General features: G+C 50.9%; 16 protein-coding genes. 4 read left to right on the forward strand and 12 right to left on the reverse strand.

Annotated elements, in window-relative coordinates:
- From ACTG33_RS11945 to ACTG33_RS11955, 3 genes are all read left to right on the forward strand, one after another.
- Window positions 1-407, forward strand: a 407-nt coding sequence (locus ACTG33_RS11945; protein ID WP_439135447.1) for a hypothetical protein, incomplete at its 5' end; no start/stop codon positions are given.
- A 273-nt stretch (window positions 408-680) separates the two neighbouring features.
- Entirely contained in the window at window positions 681-1,274 is a 594-nt protein-coding gene (locus ACTG33_RS11950; RefSeq protein ID WP_439135448.1) for a TetR family transcriptional regulator C-terminal domain-containing protein, read from the forward strand.
- 96 nt (window positions 1,275-1,370) lie between these two features.
- Window positions 1,371-2,282, forward strand: a complete 912-nt coding sequence (locus tag ACTG33_RS11955; RefSeq protein WP_439135449.1) for a DUF1295 domain-containing protein — start codon at window positions 1,371-1,373, stop codon at window positions 2,280-2,282.
- Between the two features lie 143 nt (window positions 2,283-2,425).
- Here ACTG33_RS11955 and ACTG33_RS11960 read toward each other — a convergent pair whose 3' ends face one another.
- The 8 genes from ACTG33_RS11960 to ACTG33_RS11995 form a co-directional block, all read right to left on the reverse strand.
- Entirely contained in the window at window positions 2,426-3,625 is a 1,200-nt protein-coding gene (locus ACTG33_RS11960) for a serine hydrolase domain-containing protein (RefSeq protein WP_439135450.1), read from the reverse strand.
- A 15-nt stretch (window positions 3,626-3,640) separates the two neighbouring features.
- Complete coding sequence (locus ACTG33_RS11965) at window positions 3,641-5,650, reverse strand: outer membrane protein assembly factor BamB family protein (protein WP_439135451.1); 2,010 nt, start codon at window positions 5,648-5,650, stop codon at window positions 3,641-3,643.
- Between the two features lie 32 nt (window positions 5,651-5,682).
- Window positions 5,683-7,545 carry a pyrroloquinoline quinone-dependent dehydrogenase gene (locus ACTG33_RS11970; RefSeq protein ID WP_439135452.1) on the reverse strand — a complete coding sequence of 621 codons (1,863 nt, stop codon included), beginning with the start codon at window positions 7,543-7,545 and terminating at the stop codon, window positions 5,683-5,685.
- A gap of 65 nt (window positions 7,546-7,610) precedes the next feature.
- Window positions 7,611-8,099, reverse strand: a complete 489-nt coding sequence (locus ACTG33_RS11975) for a Vgb family protein (protein ID WP_439135453.1) — start codon at window positions 8,097-8,099, stop codon at window positions 7,611-7,613.
- A 9-nt stretch (window positions 8,100-8,108) separates the two neighbouring features.
- On the reverse strand, window positions 8,109-9,365 hold the full coding sequence (locus ACTG33_RS11980; protein WP_439135454.1) for a hypothetical protein: 1,257 nt from the start codon (window positions 9,363-9,365) through the stop codon (window positions 8,109-8,111).
- Window positions 9,366-9,530: 165 nt separating this feature from the next.
- Complete coding sequence (locus tag ACTG33_RS11985; protein WP_439135455.1) at window positions 9,531-9,998, reverse strand: SRPBCC family protein; 468 nt, start codon at window positions 9,996-9,998, stop codon at window positions 9,531-9,533.
- Window positions 9,999-10,047: 49 nt separating this feature from the next.
- Entirely contained in the window at window positions 10,048-10,527 is a 480-nt protein-coding gene (locus ACTG33_RS11990; protein ID WP_439135456.1) for a shikimate kinase, read from the reverse strand.
- 688 nt (window positions 10,528-11,215) lie between these two features.
- Complete coding sequence (locus ACTG33_RS11995; protein ID WP_439135457.1) at window positions 11,216-11,983, reverse strand: spermidine synthase; 768 nt, start codon at window positions 11,981-11,983, stop codon at window positions 11,216-11,218.
- Between the two features lie 245 nt (window positions 11,984-12,228).
- Between ACTG33_RS11995 and ACTG33_RS12000 the strand changes: the two genes are divergently transcribed.
- A complete protein-coding gene (locus ACTG33_RS12000) occupies window positions 12,229-13,164 on the forward strand; it encodes a transposase (RefSeq protein WP_439135458.1) in 936 nt (311 codons plus the stop codon).
- A 144-nt stretch (window positions 13,165-13,308) separates the two neighbouring features.
- Here the strand turns inward: ACTG33_RS12000 and ACTG33_RS12005 are convergent, their stop codons facing one another.
- From ACTG33_RS12005 to ACTG33_RS12020, 4 genes are all read right to left on the reverse strand, one after another.
- A complete protein-coding gene (locus ACTG33_RS12005) occupies window positions 13,309-13,704 on the reverse strand; it encodes a DMT family transporter (RefSeq protein WP_439135459.1) in 396 nt (131 codons plus the stop codon).
- The gene (locus ACTG33_RS12010) at window positions 13,701-14,336 is read right to left on the reverse strand and encodes an NAD(P)H-dependent oxidoreductase (RefSeq protein WP_439135460.1); all 636 of its coding nucleotides are present in this window, start codon (window positions 14,334-14,336) and stop codon (window positions 13,701-13,703) included. The genes ACTG33_RS12005 and ACTG33_RS12010 overlap by 4 nt, the downstream gene beginning before the upstream one ends.
- Before the next feature lie 80 nt (window positions 14,337-14,416).
- Window positions 14,417-15,031, reverse strand: a complete 615-nt coding sequence (locus ACTG33_RS12015) for a Crp/Fnr family transcriptional regulator (RefSeq protein WP_439135461.1) — start codon at window positions 15,029-15,031, stop codon at window positions 14,417-14,419.
- Between the two features lie 57 nt (window positions 15,032-15,088).
- Window positions 15,089-15,769: a type 1 glutamine amidotransferase domain-containing protein gene (locus ACTG33_RS12020; protein WP_439135462.1), complete on the reverse strand. Its 681-nt coding sequence runs from the start codon at window positions 15,767-15,769 to the stop codon at window positions 15,089-15,091.
- Window positions 15,770-16,047 lie beyond the last annotated feature (278 nt).

Here is a 16,047-nt window from a genome sequence, read left to right on the forward strand (position 1 = left end):
TCGACAAGGCTTTTGAATATCAATCTTTGCTGACCAACATCGACGTGATTGTCTATGGTAAACACTCTGGCTACCTGACGTTTAAGCAGATGAAGCCTAACCGTTTTCAGAGCACTCACGAGAAACGATACTTTGACTACAGCGACGATCCCAGCGCCGTGTGGAACGGCTCGGAAGTCATGATTGCCAATCTGGGGGGCAACTCGGTTTACACCGCGGATGTCACGCTCACCGGTTCAAAACCGGGCGAGATGAAGCTCAAGGCGACCTTCGGTCCTCTGGGTGGCGGTGGTGTCGTACCCGCGCGCCTTATCTTTGATGATGATCCGACGGGTGAACCGCAAACCGGTGGCTACGTGGAGTACGATGGCAAGCGACTGACCTTCGAGGGTCTGACCAAAGAGTAATCTCACTTAAAATGAGGCACCGGCTAGCGGCTCCACTCGAATGGATCTGTACAAACCTGCCGGTTTCAGTCGGTGCCTGTCCCGCTCCGCTCGCCCGCTCCGCTCGTCGGTGCCTGTCCCTGTCCTCCTTGTCCCTGTCCTCGCTGTCCCGCTGTCCCGCTGTCTACTACCCCAGTCTGAAATCAACCACATATCAAGACTCATCCACTAAAGTTGACTTCCAAGACGACCGGTCATATTATTGCGTGCATGAGCAGAACAGCCGACCCAACCTTGATTCCTGAAAGCCTGATTAGGGCAGGTTTAGACCTGTTTTTGAATCAGGGCTACAACGCCACGGGCATTCAAAAAATCACCGACCATGCGGGTGTCCCCAAAGGTTCTTTCTATAATCATTTTGCCGGCAAAGAAGCCTTTGCTGCAGCTGTAGTTGCGCGTTATGCCGACAATAATGAAAAGTCCTGGCAACTGATGATGTCCACTGCCCCCACAGGGCCTCTGGAAAAAATTCATCACGTTTTTGATCAGATGATCGCCTATCACGAGAAAAGCAAACAGCTTTGTGGTTGTCTCATAGGAAATTTTGCCGCTGAAATTGCCCAGTCCAGCGAAGCCTGTCGAATTGAACTTCTCAAGGCTCAAGCTGCCTGGCGAGACCGCCTTGCAGGTTTAATCACCCAGGCACAAGCCTCGCATGCAGTAAGAGCTGATATTAATGCCACCTTACTCTCTGAAATGACCTGGAATGTGTGGGAAGGCGCTCTTCTTCGAATGAAGATCGAAGGGTCTATTCGGCCAGTCAGACAAAGTATTTCTGTCATTCTCGACCTGCTCTATCCGCCAGTCAGTGAGTGTGCTTCTCGTTAGGCACCGTAAATATTGAGAACCGCTCTGGCTCTCATTCAAATTATTTGCCCTTCACCACAACGCCTACGATAACCACCTAAGTAGTAAGGTTTTTCTATGAAATACTTCTCTTCACTCATCCCGCTGGTTTTGGGATTCATTGTATTGCTCCTGTCCAACACCCTGAGCGAGATCAGCCTCATTAACGCGATACTGCAATGCATTCTATTTGCTCTTGTAGTGTGCCTCCCGACCTGGCTGACAGGGCGTATGTCATATGTCGACATTGGATGGCCATGGGGTTTAGCGGTAATCGGGGTGGTTGTTTATTTTTACGGAGAGGGGGATCCAACGCGGGTCACCATGGTCAGTATTGCCTACCTGTTCGCCGGTGGCAGAATGGGTATTGATGCCTTGAGAATGTGGGTATCTGGCGAATTAAAAACCGAGCTTCCACGCTATGCCTACCAACGGCGTCGTTGGGAAAAAACCGGCAAGAGCAAAGCATCTTTAGTGAAACAAGTCGAAGTCATCTCACAAGGCATGGCGAATATTTCGTTTCTCGCCCTACCTGCACTGATCATCGCTTCTAATCCGCAAGCTAACATTTCTATTTTTGAAGTAATCGGTCTGTCGTTATGGATAATAGCTTTCGTCATAGAATCCATTTCTGATCGACAAAAACACTCATTCATTCGGAAGATGAAAGCGTCTGGAGAATCCAACAAGGTGTGCAATGTGGGACTTTGGAAGTACAGCCGACATCCAAACTACTTCGCCGAATGGATGGTATGGAACGCGTTGGTCATTGCTTCCATCCCCTCCTGGTTAGCGCTTTATAATAATGAGGCCGTAGTAGTATGGATCTTACTGGGGGTAGGTTTATTGTTTGCTTCCAGAATCATGTATGTGACGCTGGTATACTACACAGGCGCAATCCCTGCGGAATATTACTCTGTTAAAAAACGTCCAGAATATAAGGCGTATCAAGAGAGCACTAACATGTTCTTTCCTGGCCCACCCAAATAATACCGAGGTCGCTGTGTAAACTTCTCCTAAACTAGCGACATCGGCGACTGCATGAAAAAGCGTGTTATGGCTCTCATCACGCGCAAATGATTGTCGGTGTCCCTCCGATAACAAGTGAGGTCAGAACAAATCGGCGCAGTCGTCTATGGTTCTGACTCTCGGTCCACCGCCTGCTGAACCTGCCGGAAAAAAGCCAAACGCTCTTCCCCGTGGGTAGCGCCCTGTCGATCAGAGGCCTGCGGCCAGTTGCCGTTAGAGGCGATGACCAGGTTCCGCTTCGGATCGATAAAAATCGCCTGTCCAAAGATACCCTTGGCCATAAACGCACCATCATCCAGCGTCCACCACTGATAGCCGTAACCTTGCCCTGGCTTGTCAATATCAACCTGCTTGCTTGTTGCCTGTGAAATCCACCCGTCGGGCAATACCGATTCGCCATCGATCATTCCGCCGCCCAGAAGGAACAGGCCAAAGCGGGCAAAATCGCGGGTGGATGCCTGCACGCAACAACCACTGACTTCATGACCTGTGGACCCCAATAACCAACTGGCATCCTGCTCCATACCAAACGGCTTCCAGACCTTCTCCGACAGATAATCAGCCAGGGGCTTACCAGTGGCAGAACTGACCAGCACGCCAATCAGATTGGTTTCACCGGTTTTATAAACCCATTTCGCACCGGGCGACGCTTCTGCCTTCAGTTGGCGCATATAACTCACGGTAACATCCACTCCAGAGTCTGCCTTGTGAGCGTTAAACAGGGCAACGTCGGACTGCGGGTCCGCGTAGTCTTCATTCCATGCCACACCGGACGTCATGGTCAGCAACTGCCAGATCGTGACATTGTCATAGGCCGAACCTCTAAGATCCGGAATGTACGCCGACACCTTGTCTTCAAGGCTGTCAATATATCCGTCTTTCAGAGCGGCACCGACCAATGTGGAAGTAAAAGACTTGGCGACGGAGAAACTGGTCCAGCGCCCTTCCGGACCAAACTCCAGCCCATAGCGTTCAAGCCGGACCTTGCCGTCCTGAACAATGATTAACGCTGCAGCGCGTTGGGATTCCATAAAAGCATCGACGTTCGTATCCAGCTCGAGCGGCGATCCTTCAGGTAACGGGTAGGGGGTGTCGCCCGCCTCGATGATTCGAGACTTTGACAGCAGGGGCACCCAGTCCATAGTGCGGAACACCGCATCCCGTTGCGCGGTATCCCAGAAAAGGACATTAATATCAGTGGGCATATTCAGCACCAGTCGACGCAGGTCTTTGTCCGCCATCCCCCAAAACGCTCCGCACATCAGTGCAATCAATACGATGACAGCAACTACCCATTTTTTCATAAGACACGACTTCTTCTATTTTATTGTTGTGTTTGTGGATTCTGCTTGATGATCCGCTGGCTTGTCTTTCAGACGATAGCCCAATAGCACATTGCCTGGCAACTGCCCGAACATGGCGTAACCCGATTGTACATAGAGCCAGTCGCCGGCCAGTATCTGGCCGTCCACATCGATGGCACCACCGTGTCCTTTGACACCGTTCACCGTGGTAAACGGTTTGGCGGTGGCTGTTTGCCAGAGATGATCACCATTGCTGATATCGTACGCGCGCAATACGCCGTTGAGACCACCACTGAACACCACCTCATCAGTTGCGGTAGCGGCTGCGGATAAACCGTAATAGAAAGAGCAGTTGTACTGTTCTTTCAAAGGCCGGCTTTTCCCGACACGCATGTTTTGCAAACCGACTAAAGGCTTGTCTTCGTCGGCCAAAAAGCAGCCACGTTCAACGCCTTGAAACCAGACCGGCTCACCTGTGCGAATATTCAGCGCGTGAATGCCCGGGCGGGGTTGATACTCCTGGCGGCGGCGCTCGGGATCAGCAGCGGGTACCAGCAAGTGCTCACCGGATAATGCCATGCCCCAGTGAATACCACCGTTGGTGGTGGTCTGGTGCTGATTGGGGCCGATGGCGGCATTGCTAACTCGGGCTTTCCAAAGCAAATTGCCTTCCATATCCAATGCCATGGCGTCGCCGGATTTTTGTCCAACCAGCAATAGCTCTTCGCCATCCTGCAATTTTGCGTGGATGACAGAAGCACCGATATCAAAATCCCCTCCGGCATTTTCCGGACAGTTACTGCCCCCGTTTAAACAAGCGGCATTCCAAACGTCGTCTGCCGTGGCCTGAAAACTCCACAGCTCTTTGCCACTGTCGAGATCAAGTGCCACCACCGCATCGGATGTCTCGGTAGCTGGGTGGGACAGATTTTCACCCGTGCCCACGTAAAGACGATTGCGCTGGGCATCGATGGTTGGCGTACTCCATACGGAAACACCGGACGGACCAAACAGGGGTTTACCATCGGCCGTAACCCCTTGTTGGGTAGCGTCATCGGTGGCGTGCCACTCCCAAAGCCGCTCACCGTCGGCCATATCCAGTGCAACAACTCCGCCGTGTGACTTGCAGCAAACGTGTTGAGGATTACCCGCGGCCGCAACCTCGTAGGAAGAGATAGGTACAAACAATCGGTTGTCGTGAAAGCTTATGGAACCGGTAATCGTCGTGGTACTGAACAGGCGCACATCAGAGCGCCAGATAATATCAAAGGTTTTGGGGTTCACTGCGTACACCATGGCCATGGAGTCAGCGAACACCAACACCGGTTCGCCGGCAGCGCTCTTGGCCAGAGTTATGGCAGAGCGTATTCCACTGGCAACTTTAGTGTAGCGATGCACGCAACCCTGTTGGCGATCGATGGCGTAAAGACGACCGCTCTTGTCACCAAAGTACAAGGTGTCACCGAGCACCACCGGTTGTGAACGCATATCGGTGACTTTAGGGAAAGCCAGTGCCCAGGCTAATTCCAGCGTGCCCACATTGTCTCGATTGATATTGGTTTGTGCGGGTGGCTGATAGCGACGATTGCCTTCACCCAACCCCCAATCGCTCACAAAACTCTGACCGCTCACTTTATCCGGGTGCGCGCAGGCATTGGCATCCATCCAGTCAAACTCGGCAGATTCGGAACCCGATAGATAGATGGCAATTAAACCCTGTTCAATATCGCTCAGATGCGAGGCCATGGGTTGCATCTTGCCGAACTTCATGGCGACCGCCACGGTGTCCAACGAAAAGCCGGACAAAGCCTCTCGACTGGGCGCGTGCATCTGCGGGTTGTCGTGACAACCGGCACAGTGCTGGTCGAATAATTTCTCCCCCAGAACACCCAAATGCAAGGTGTCGGCATGCTGCAATGCCAGAGTTTCAATTTTTTTTAACGGCTTATCCTGGAGCGCGAGCCAACCACCAACACTCAACAGAGACAGTAAGACAATAACGATTAGACACTTAAAAACTTTCATGATTATTATGCTTTAACAATTAAGTCGAGAATTCACAATGGCAGAGAAAAGGCGATTAAGTAATCGCTGTGCTCACGATCAAACATGGCATGACCGCCCACATTGATCACCACATATTGTCTGCCTTTATGGATATAGGTCATGGGAGTTGCTGTCGCATCCACGGGTAAGGTGTAACGCCACAAGACCTCACCGGTTTTGACATCAAAAGCGCGAATCTGACGATCCATGGTCGCACCAATAAAAAACAGACCGCCAGCGGTGGCTATGCCACCACCCAGATTCGGCGTGCCCCAGTCAATGTGAAATGGTGCGGTTAACGGTCCCATCTCGTGCACGGAACCCAGCGGTTTTTCCCAGAGAATGGTGCCACCACTCAAGCTTACTGCGACCAACTTACCCCAGGGCGGCGGGTTGCACGGGATACCCAATGGAGATGACAGGACTCCCATTTCGACGTCGTAGGGGGTGTCGTGCATTTTTACACGCATGCGCTGACCGGCCGTTGGGTGATCCCTTTCACTCCCCTTTTCCGTATTGTCCGAGGCAATCAAACGCGCTGTAAACGGCATATTGTTGACATTCACCAGCAACGTATCCTGATCGGCCAGCAGGGCTCCGCCCCCCCAATTGGGGCCGCCCAGACTGCCGGGGAAGAGCAGCGTCAGCTTCTCACTGAGTGGTGTAAAGACGCCTAGACTGTTCAGCTCCGCCAGCTGCTTTTGGCAATGACCGCGATCCCAGAAGGTCAAACCCCAGGCCTGCTGTGGCATCAAAAATGGATCGATCAATTGCGGTGGCGCGATGGGTTTTGGCTGTGTCGCTGCGGCTTGCTCACCGGGAATTTGTGACGGCGGCACCGGGTGCTCCGTAATTTCCCAAAGCGACTCGCCGGTCAGTCGATTCAGCACAAACACATAACTCTGCTTGGTCAATTGCGCCAGCGCGGGAATCGTTTTGCCATCTTTTTTCCATTCAAACAGGATGGGTTGTGACGGGGTGTCGTAATCCCAAAGATCATGACGCACGTGCTGAAACGACCAAACCAACTCGCCACTGCTCAGATTTAACGCCACCACGCTATTGGCATGACTGTTATCGCCCTTGCGCTCCGCGCCGTAATAGTCCGCCGATGGCGCGCTGGTGGGCAGGAACACCAGATCGTTCTCCTCATCCACCGAAATCGGCGCCCAGACATTGGCACTGCCGCTGTCCGGGTGACCCTCAAGCGGGTCCCACTGCCACAGCGGTGATCCGTCCAGAGTGTCGAACGCCAACACCTTCCCCCGCGGGGTTTTGCTGTAGACGAAATCAATAATCGTGGAGCCGGTGACCACGACTCCATTGGCCGCGACTGGCGCCGATGAATTGGACACGTGTCCGGGCTCGCTTGAGCCAGCTAGTTTTACCTCTCCTTCGTTGCCAAAACCGGAACAGGGCTTGCCATCGACAGCATCCAATGCCAACAGGCGGCGATCATGGGTGCTGGTGAATACCCGGTGGCGACATTTCTCACCCTCGGGCACCCGTGTTTCTTCATAGTAGGCCAGGCCGCGACAGCGAAAGGTGCGATCACCGCGCTTGTCGATATTGGGATCCCGGCTCCAGCGCTGTTTCCCGGTTGCCGGATCCAGTGCAATCACTCGATTAAAAGGCGTACAGTAAACCAGAGATGCCCCAGCGGCTTCAGGCAACAACAACGGTGTGGACTGCGCAGACGTCTGCGACATCAAGTCGCCGTGCTCTTCCATATCGCCACTGCGGAACTGCCAGGCCACCTCCAGCTGATCGACATTCTTGCGATTAATCTGATCCACATCGGAGTAGTGTTTGCCGCCCGCATCACCGCCATAGTATTGCCAGTGAGAGGCACGTCCCTGACTGGACTCGGCCATGCTGGCGGTCGCGGCCGCGCAAAATAGCGCGGCGATGCAAGGTATCGAAAAAAATCTACGAACAATCATGGCAGCGGAGTAATTCTGAGCAGAGTCGGTGTAGCCCCTTCTGTCTGCCAGGTCGGGAAGTGAGAGTTACTGGTGTAAATCGCACCGTCTTCTTCGGAGATCTCAATATCGCGTGTGAAGAAGCGCTGACGAGGCATAGGGTAGACTTTCCAGCTCTCCGTATTGATATCAAAACTCAGAATGGTATCCGATTGATTGCCATTCACCCACACAGTCCCACGATCGCGGTCGACGTTTAGAGCGTAAGGCAGTTCATTCACCACCGGCAGCTCATAGTCAGTAAATTTCTTCGTCACCGGATCGTATTTCACCAACAGGGAATCCTGAAAGGCGACTATCCAGACATTGCCTTCGGCATCGGCGCGCAACCGGCGCGGCCCATTGTAAGGAAAGTCGATCATCGTGATCTCATCAGTGTCTGGGTCGATATGAGCAATATCATTGGCATAAAGACGCGCTACCCAAACACCACCGTCCGGCGCCACATCGATACCTTAGGGCATAGGCAATCCGGAGGATTCATTATCCGGTGAAGGGGTTGGACGATTTTCAGGGTCCATGCTGAAGATAAATGGCAGGGCCTTTAATATGAGCCATTCTTTGATACTGCGCGCGGGCAGGTCATAGAGCTTGAATTCACTCGTGCTGCGATCAAAACGCGCCACCTGAGAGGACAGCGCCATGGTAAACCACACATCGTCGTTGTCGTCGGTACGAATGGTGTGGGGGTAATAGCCGTCGGGCATGTCGTGAATAATGAACTCTTTCTTGCTGATGTCGAATTCCAGCAAAGCCTGCTGCATGGATGGCGTAATAAAGATATTGCCGTCCTTTTTAGAATAGGCAAACGAATGCACTCCCATGTAGTTGTGCATTTTTGGGAACACCTCAAAGCGATTGCCGAGAATACCACCCAGCTTGGCGTCTTCGTCGTGCGGAACTTTGTAAACCGTATATTCGCCCGTGTCCGGATCGACCTCATAAATGCGGTCAAACAGATTATCCCCCACATAGACAAGACCATTGGGGTGCAGCAGAAAATCGTGCATTTGTGAAAAGGCATCGCCAATGGGCCATTCGGTCATTTGAATCTCGGAAAGATGCTCCTCCCATTGACGCGGCTCCGGCACCTGCTCCGGATTTTCACGCAGCTGGCGATATTCTTTTTGCAGCAACTCCGCCACGCGCTGATGTTCATCGTCGGGCAGGCGAGCACCGTAAGTATTCATACGCTCTATCACGCTGACCCACTGCTCAGGCGTGCGCTCGTTGCGCATAAAGGGCGATGCCTGCTGGTGACAGAAGGCACAGTTAAGCTGAAAAGATTTTTTTAGCGTCTCATCACCACCAAACTGCAACTGCGACAACCAGACGTTGGAAGGATAACTGGCAATATACTGCTCGTGAGACAAAGGCTGCAGCGTTTTAGCCCCCTCGGGAGTGTCAAAGTAAACGTCGCGATAACCCTGGGCGCGGGCGCGGTAAGTGTACTGCCCCGCCTCGTGATTAAAGCTGACACGCCCCTCGGCATCACTGAAACGAGTCAGGGTAGTGGCAGATCGATTGGTAACCCCGTGGGGTGCATAACCATCATCAGACAGGTCAGCGGCCGGCACCTGGGTCGGGGTGCGAGTCACCATCACCTGGGCCAAGGGTTTGCCCTCTGCATCAGTAAAGTGTAAATCGCCAGCTTGGAGAGCCTGGGAGAATAGAGCCACATTGACCAAAAGGGCCAACAGATATGTACGCATGGATAGCTTCCGTCTCAATCGAGTGAACTAGTCGTTATTCTAATCCCTAGTATTTTGGATCAAGAAAGCGGAATCTGCACTGACCGTACGAGACGTTTGCTATGGATTATCGCGCCATGCTGGCAAGAAAGGCCATTATTGGCGTGGGCTAGCTCACTTAGGGGGTTACGCAGTTTCGAGCTCCACCCTTTTCTTAAGATTATTAAGCCCCAGGCGGGCTTGCGAAATAATGCTCTTACGCAATAACACTGGCTCAATTATTTTCAGCCACGACTTAGTCGTGTATCTGAATTCGCGCTTGAACAAAGTGCCTGCCTTTGTTGGCGTAAGAGTATAAGTCGTCGTTGACTCCACAAGATCCGAAGTAGCAGTGATTTCCCATGTTTTCCCATAGTCCGACTTAGACACGGTATAATTTAGTGCCTTTTTAACCGTAACGGGCAATAATTTGATTGGCTTCTGGACAGTGAATATTTCAAATTTCTGCCCTACCTCACTTGCCCTATACTCTTTATCAGAACGCAGGGATGACGGATACCACTCATACCACTTATTTGGATTAGTGACATACTCAAATACAGAGCCTGGATCACTAACAATCTGTACTTCATTTGAAAAATATTGCTCTGACACCGACTTTTCCTCTTGATGTTTAAGATTGCCCACATAGTCACTTGTTATGTCATTTTACATTTTCAGTAAGCTCAGTCTTCTTACCTTGAAAGCCTTGGAAAAGAACACTATGCGCACGGTATGAGAGAGCATCATCACGTTCCATATAACCTGCAATCCAGTCGAGTAGCATAGGCAACTTACCATCCTGCTCTTTTTTAGATGGGTATTTATGAGGTTCCCAGGGTCTGTTTCTAGCATTTTGCTGGCACAGCTGGACAGGTAGATTCATAAAAATCGCTTCGTTTGCGAACGGCTTTACAAGCTCAAGCAAGTCCGCATAGCAACCTTCGACAACCCACTCATTATTGTCGTTAATGAAAGCTTTAATCTGCTCAAACGCGAGATCTATCGGCCGCCGCTCTGGTGGATTCGAAGGAAGCCACGCGAGAGTATCTAAATCGAGATGAGCTAGACCTTCGCCCTTAAGTTTTAGTGCTAACGTAGACTTCCCGGAGCCAGAATTTCCAAAAATAATTATTTTTCTCACAAAGACTCCTTTCTCGATCTAGACATAACTACCAATTTAAGAGCGCTAATACATGGGCCAAAATAGCGAGTACAGCGAGACTAGCTATGCGTATCCCAAAGTCATAATGAATTACAGTCAATGACAGTGGTATAGGTTCAGGGTTGCGTCCGGCAACAGCCACTTGCGATGCATTGAATTCTGCCGGATTAAAGCTACTCAGATCATAGGTGCCCGGATCATAAATGCCAAGCCCCTCCCGCCGACTGCATAGCTCCCCATAGTAGAATCAGTAACAAGAGCAGTGACGCGGGAATAAAAACGATAGCCCCAAGCGCTACATTTAAACCAAAACATAATCGGCTTTCTTTACGGCCATTATTCTTTATCGCCATGTATAGAGTCGACGCCCCAATTAAGGCGAAAAACAAAATCTCTCCCGTACTTACTTGACCATCCTGCATCACAAGGTAGCTTGACACCCCTGTGATTGACACAAAGAATAACAACACTAAAGACTGCTTGCTTATACGCATGTCACCATTTCCACTGGTACGATCCTGTCAAAACTTCCGCCGATTATTAATGGATCTTTCGACCACTCTGAAATTATTGAAGACTTAGCTGTTGAAGAGTCATTGGAGTGATTATTATTAGTTGGTGCCTGTCCTTATGTTTGTTTCGACATATGGTTGGGCAACATGTCTGGCTAAGCCTCCCCCGTCACACAAACATACACCGAGTTGGTGGATTCCCTGTTCTGAAACGGGTTATAAAAAGCCACCACGTGCGACTCGACACTCGAAAACACGGTTTTCAACAGGGCTTCAAATCGTTCTTCCGGCAGGTTTTGCGACCACATGGCAAAAACCCCCTTTGGCTTTAGTTGCTGCGCCATAAGCGCCAGGTTTTCAGTGGTGTAAAAGCCGGCGTTGGCTGCATTCAGGAATTCGGTGGGAGAATGATCGATATCCAAAAGGATGGCATCAAACTGTTGACCTGCGACCTGTGGGTCAAAGCCCGTATCCGGGTCTGTGGCCAGATCAAAAAAACTGCCGTGGACATAGCAATTACGTGGATCGGCATTGAGGATTTTCCCCAGCGGAACGCGCTCATCTTTATGCCAGCCAATCACCGTGTCCAGGGCATCCACTACCAGCAACTCGGCCACTCTCTCGTCCTGCAGTGCCGCCACGGCGGTGTAACCCAGCCCCAAGCCACCCACAACAACCTTGAGCTGATCGCCCTCCACGGCAGCCAGACCCAGTGTCGACAAGGCCTCTTCGGCCTCGACAAACATACTCGACATTAAAAACTCGTCCCCCAGCTTCACTTCATAGATGTCGCGATCGCCAAACACGGGGATACGTCGTCTACGCAGGGATATCGCTCCCAAAGGGGAATCTTGATGATCAATTTCTTCGAATAAAGCTGACATGTTGGCGGTATCCTGACGCAGTACGGGGGCAACAATCATACTGTGCAATCTGTCCCCCGACCAGCAGGCTTCTGAGATGGGGTGTTACGTCATTTGCCAGAAAAGCGAGCAAGGAAAAGCGAGCAAGGACAGGCACTCATCTATAACCCTAATCCAAGACTTTAGCATGAGACCTTTTGAAAACCCATGCAAAAAAGCAAGCTTTCCCAGCTTGTTGGGGTTGAAGACTGACTGACTTTTTAGTCTCATCTCCGTCACATTAACGAATCTTGATTGCGCCCCTGATGACTCAACCTCGAAAGCAACTGATTTCACCCTCCGACACGCCCTTCTACCATTGCGTTTCACGCTGTGTAAGACGCGCGTTTCTCTGTGGTACCGACGCCGTGACAGCCCAGAGCTACGAACATCGTCGACAGTGGATAGAAAATCGTATCCGGCTTCTGAGCTCTCTGTTTGCCATCGATATTTGCGCCTATGCCGTGATGAGCAATCATTACCACCTGGTTGTCAAACTCAACTCTTCAGATGACTGGTCCGATCAAGAGATTATGGATCGTTGGCTGACTTTGTATAAGGGGCCTATTCTCGTTCAACGCTTTCGCAACGGTGAGGCGCTAGGTCAAGCTGAGAAAGACTCCGTCTCACAGATCATTGCCGTCTGGCGAAAGCGATTACAGGATCTAAGCTGGTTCATGAAGTGCCTGAATGAACCTATAGCACGCATGGCCAATGTCGAAGACAACTGCACGGGTCACTTTTGGGAGTCCCGATTTAAGTCTCAAGCGTTACTCACCGAAGAAGCACTGCTGGCTTGTATGGCCTATGTAGATCTCAACCCGATCCGCGCTGGCATAGCCAAAACACCTGAAACTTCAGAATACACCAGCATTCAAGAACGTATTCAACCCAAGCTCAACCTGGCCGACGCCATCAAACACCAGAATTTAGCCAGTGGCTTTGAGATGCCTGTCAAACCCCTGCTGCCGTTCGATGATGCTCTCAAAGCCACTGAACAAAACGGGATCGCCTACTCATTCAGTGACTATCTGCAATTGGTAGATTGGAGCGGTCGTGCGATTCGTGACAACAAGCGCGGTGCAATCCCGTCAAAACTGCCGCCCATTTTAATTCGTCTAAACATCCCGCCAGAACAGTGGCTGATCGACAGCCAACACTTTGAAAAGATCGTGCACCGACGATTTCGAAAAGCCGCTTAAACAAAACTGCTCTTTTCCCAACAATTTATCTTATTGGTACTGTCACGCCTGCAATATGGGGTTTTGGCGTTATTTTCTTCTGAAATTCAACTGCCCGTCGCCTTCTTAATAAATTGTAAAAACTTGAGTTTTGAATACGGGTAACTACGGGATTTTTTTAATTGATGACTGTCCTAATTGATGAAACCAGCCATAGTGACTGGATACCACGGATATCAGTAGCTGTCCGGCTAACGCGTAACTCATCACCGTTCCAACACCGGCCCTGGGTATTAGAAAATACAAAAGGCCAACACCCACTGCGGCCAGTACTCCGCCAGAAAACCACAAGTACAGGGGTACAGACTGCACTTCACTCAGGCTCGGTAATTGTCGGGCAACCACCAGGCTGAGCATAAGCGTCATAAAGCAGCCAACGGCAAAAGCAACCGCGGTTCCCCAAAGGGCATGGTGAAGCAGTACACCCAAACGGGCATTCATACTTGCCTGCGTCGCGATGGCTACTCCCGCCAGAAGCGCCAACATACCTGACAGGTTCACCCTTCCACCCATTCAACCAATTGATCTATGGGCAACCGGACCTTGGCTTTAGACGAGTAAGTATCCTCTGAGCTTCGTTGCCCAAGCGCACAAACCGCCACGGTCGTGAGCCCTTGAGAGTCCAGCCCCAAAAGTCGATCATAGTGTTCTGTCTGGATGCCTGTCATCGGGCAAGCGTCGATTTCCAGCAATGCCGCTGAGGTTAGAAAATTACCCAACGCCAAATAGGTTTGCTCTTTCGACCACAGAGCTCGTTCATCAACGGTCAGTGAATCCACCAGCATTTCCTGATAGAACCTCTGACGCTCCGCTTGTGCGTTAACATCCAGCTGCCGTGCTGAAGCAAGCTGCTGTACATGTTCCCTGATAAATTCGCTGTTGATATCCCGCCGTGCCGTAAAAACCACCAGATGGGAGCTGTCAGACACTTTGTTCTGATCATAAGAGTATTGCGGTAACTTAGTCCGAAGAGCCTTGTCGGTCACCACGAATAAACGATACGGTTGTAAACCATAGGCCGATGGTGACAAGCGTGCAGCCTCCAACAGTACGTCCAAACGCTCTGAGTCCAGAGATTGATCACTGAATTGTTTAACGGCATAACGCCAATTGAGAGCCTGTAAAAGATCCATAAAAATTACCTCACCTGTGTAAAAGATCGCTTCGCTTAAGCCTTAAACGGCATACTAGCCAGAGCCCATGGAGGGGTCATTTACATAGGTTGATTTTTTAGGACTTTTTTAATTCTGCTTAATTGCGTAGGCGTTATCCCCAGATGAGAGGCGATCAGATACTGCGGCAAGCGTCGGGTTAAACTGGGATTCTCTTCAGCAAAACGGTGATAGCGCTGGGTTGCATCTTCTTGCACCAGCGCTACTTCTCTAGGCTCTTTGGCCAACAGCCAATTGGCCTCTAAATAGTGAATCCAGAACAGAGCCAGATCGTGTTGAGTGTGCAACAACTGACGATAGGGCTGATGGGCAATTTCCAGGACAATGGAGGGCTCTAAAGCCTGAACAGTAAAAGCCGAGGGAGTGCTGGTGAGTAACGCAGCCGTCGAACCCGGGAACTGCCCCTCCTCAAAAAACATCTTGTTGTATTCTTGCCCGTCTTCCCGGTTGATGAATATTCGAAAAAGCCCCTGATACACAAAAGCAAAACGTTGAGGAACCTCACCGGCAGCGTATAACGACTCGCCTTTCGCCAGAGAGCGTTGACTGACAATAGAGCACAACGCTGACCAGGTATCATCGCTTAAGGGATAATACGCATCCATCGCTTGCTTGAGCGCCAGATAAGCGGGATCAGAAGAATAAGACGAAGCCATAACGCCAAACCGGTCATGTTGAAAAGCGCATTATACTCGATCTCAACAGGTTGCTGTTTACCGTTTTAGTTTTTCCAATAGAGCTTTTGCCACGGCCTCAGACGATGCCGGATTTTGACCAGTGATCAAGTTGCCGTCCGTAATCACATATGGCTGCCAGTCGTCGCCCTTGGAGTAGTTGCCCCCTTTCGCTTTTAACTCGTCTTCCAACAGAAAAGGAACAATGGAGGAAAGCTGAACCGCCTCTTCTTCCGAATTACTGAATCCTGTCACTGACTTGCCTTTCACTAATGGCGTGCCATCATCGGCCTTCGTGTGACGAAATACCGCAGGTGCGTGACACACGGCTGAAACCGGTTTGCCTGAGGCATACAGGGTTTCAATCAAGGCGATAGAGTGCTGATCTTCTGCCAAATCCCACAAGGGGCCGTGTCCACCGGGATAAAACACGGCATCGTAATCATCCGGTGAGATATCCGACAGCTTCAACGTATTGTCCAGTGCAGATTGAGCATCACTGTCTTTCTTGAAACGCTCAGTGGCTTCTGTCTGGGAATCCGGCTCATCACTTTTAGGATCCAGCGGCGGCTGACCGCCATTCGGCGAGGCCAGCGTGACGTCTGCATTTGCATCCTTGAACACATAGTAAGGCGCAGCAAACTCTTCCAGCCAAAACCCGGTTTTCTGACCGGTGTCGCCCAGTTGGTTATGGGATGTCAGTACAAGCAGTATTTTCATGTGGACACTCCTTTTGCATTTCGTATTGCGTATTGCGTATTGCGTATTGCGTAAAGCGAGTGTAGTGGAGATTTCTATGTCTGCTGGTTTTATCACTCTCTATGGGACACGTGGAAAATTGGGCGAGAGAAAGCTTATGCTGCTCTTGAGAAAAGCAAACCTCTCGGTTGTCATGGCGCTGAATGATATGTTTAGGGGTGGCGGAAGGATAAATACGAGGAAGTCTCGCCATGGTTAAATCCTTTTAACCCTGACAAAGGTCCTGACTCTATACGAAG

The organism is Pseudomaricurvus sp. (genome assembly GCF_965662505.1).
Taxonomy (GTDB): Bacteria; Pseudomonadota; Gammaproteobacteria; order Pseudomonadales; family Cellvibrionaceae; genus Pseudomaricurvus.

Coding starts and splice junctions, on each gene's coding strand:
- ACTG33_RS12015 (WP_439135461.1), bottom strand. CDS start 15,031: ATGGCTTCGTCTTATTCTTCTGATCCCGCTTATCTGGCGCTCAAGCAA.
- ACTG33_RS11980 (WP_439135454.1), bottom strand. CDS start 9,365: ATGCGTACATATCTGTTGGCCCTTTTGGTCAATGTGGCTCTATTCTCC.
- ACTG33_RS12010 (WP_439135460.1), bottom strand. CDS start 14,336: ATGGATCTTTTACAGGCTCTCAATTGGCGTTATGCCGTTAAACAATTC.
- ACTG33_RS11960 (WP_439135450.1), bottom strand. CDS start 3,625: ATGAAAAAATGGGTAGTTGCTGTCATCGTATTGATTGCACTGATGTGC.
- ACTG33_RS12020 (WP_439135462.1), bottom strand. CDS start 15,769: ATGAAAATACTGCTTGTACTGACATCCCATAACCAACTGGGCGACACC.
- ACTG33_RS11955 (WP_439135449.1), top strand. CDS start 1,371: ATGAAATACTTCTCTTCACTCATCCCGCTGGTTTTGGGATTCATTGTA.
- ACTG33_RS12000 (WP_439135458.1), top strand. CDS start 12,229: ATGACTCAACCTCGAAAGCAACTGATTTCACCCTCCGACACGCCCTTC.
- ACTG33_RS11995 (WP_439135457.1), bottom strand. CDS start 11,983: ATGATTGTTGCCCCCGTACTGCGTCAGGATACCGCCAACATGTCAGCT.
- ACTG33_RS11970 (WP_439135452.1), bottom strand. CDS start 7,545: ATGGCCGAGTCCAGTCAGGGACGTGCCTCTCACTGGCAATACTATGGC.
- ACTG33_RS11965 (WP_439135451.1), bottom strand. CDS start 5,650: ATGAAAGTTTTTAAGTGTCTAATCGTTATTGTCTTACTGTCTCTGTTG.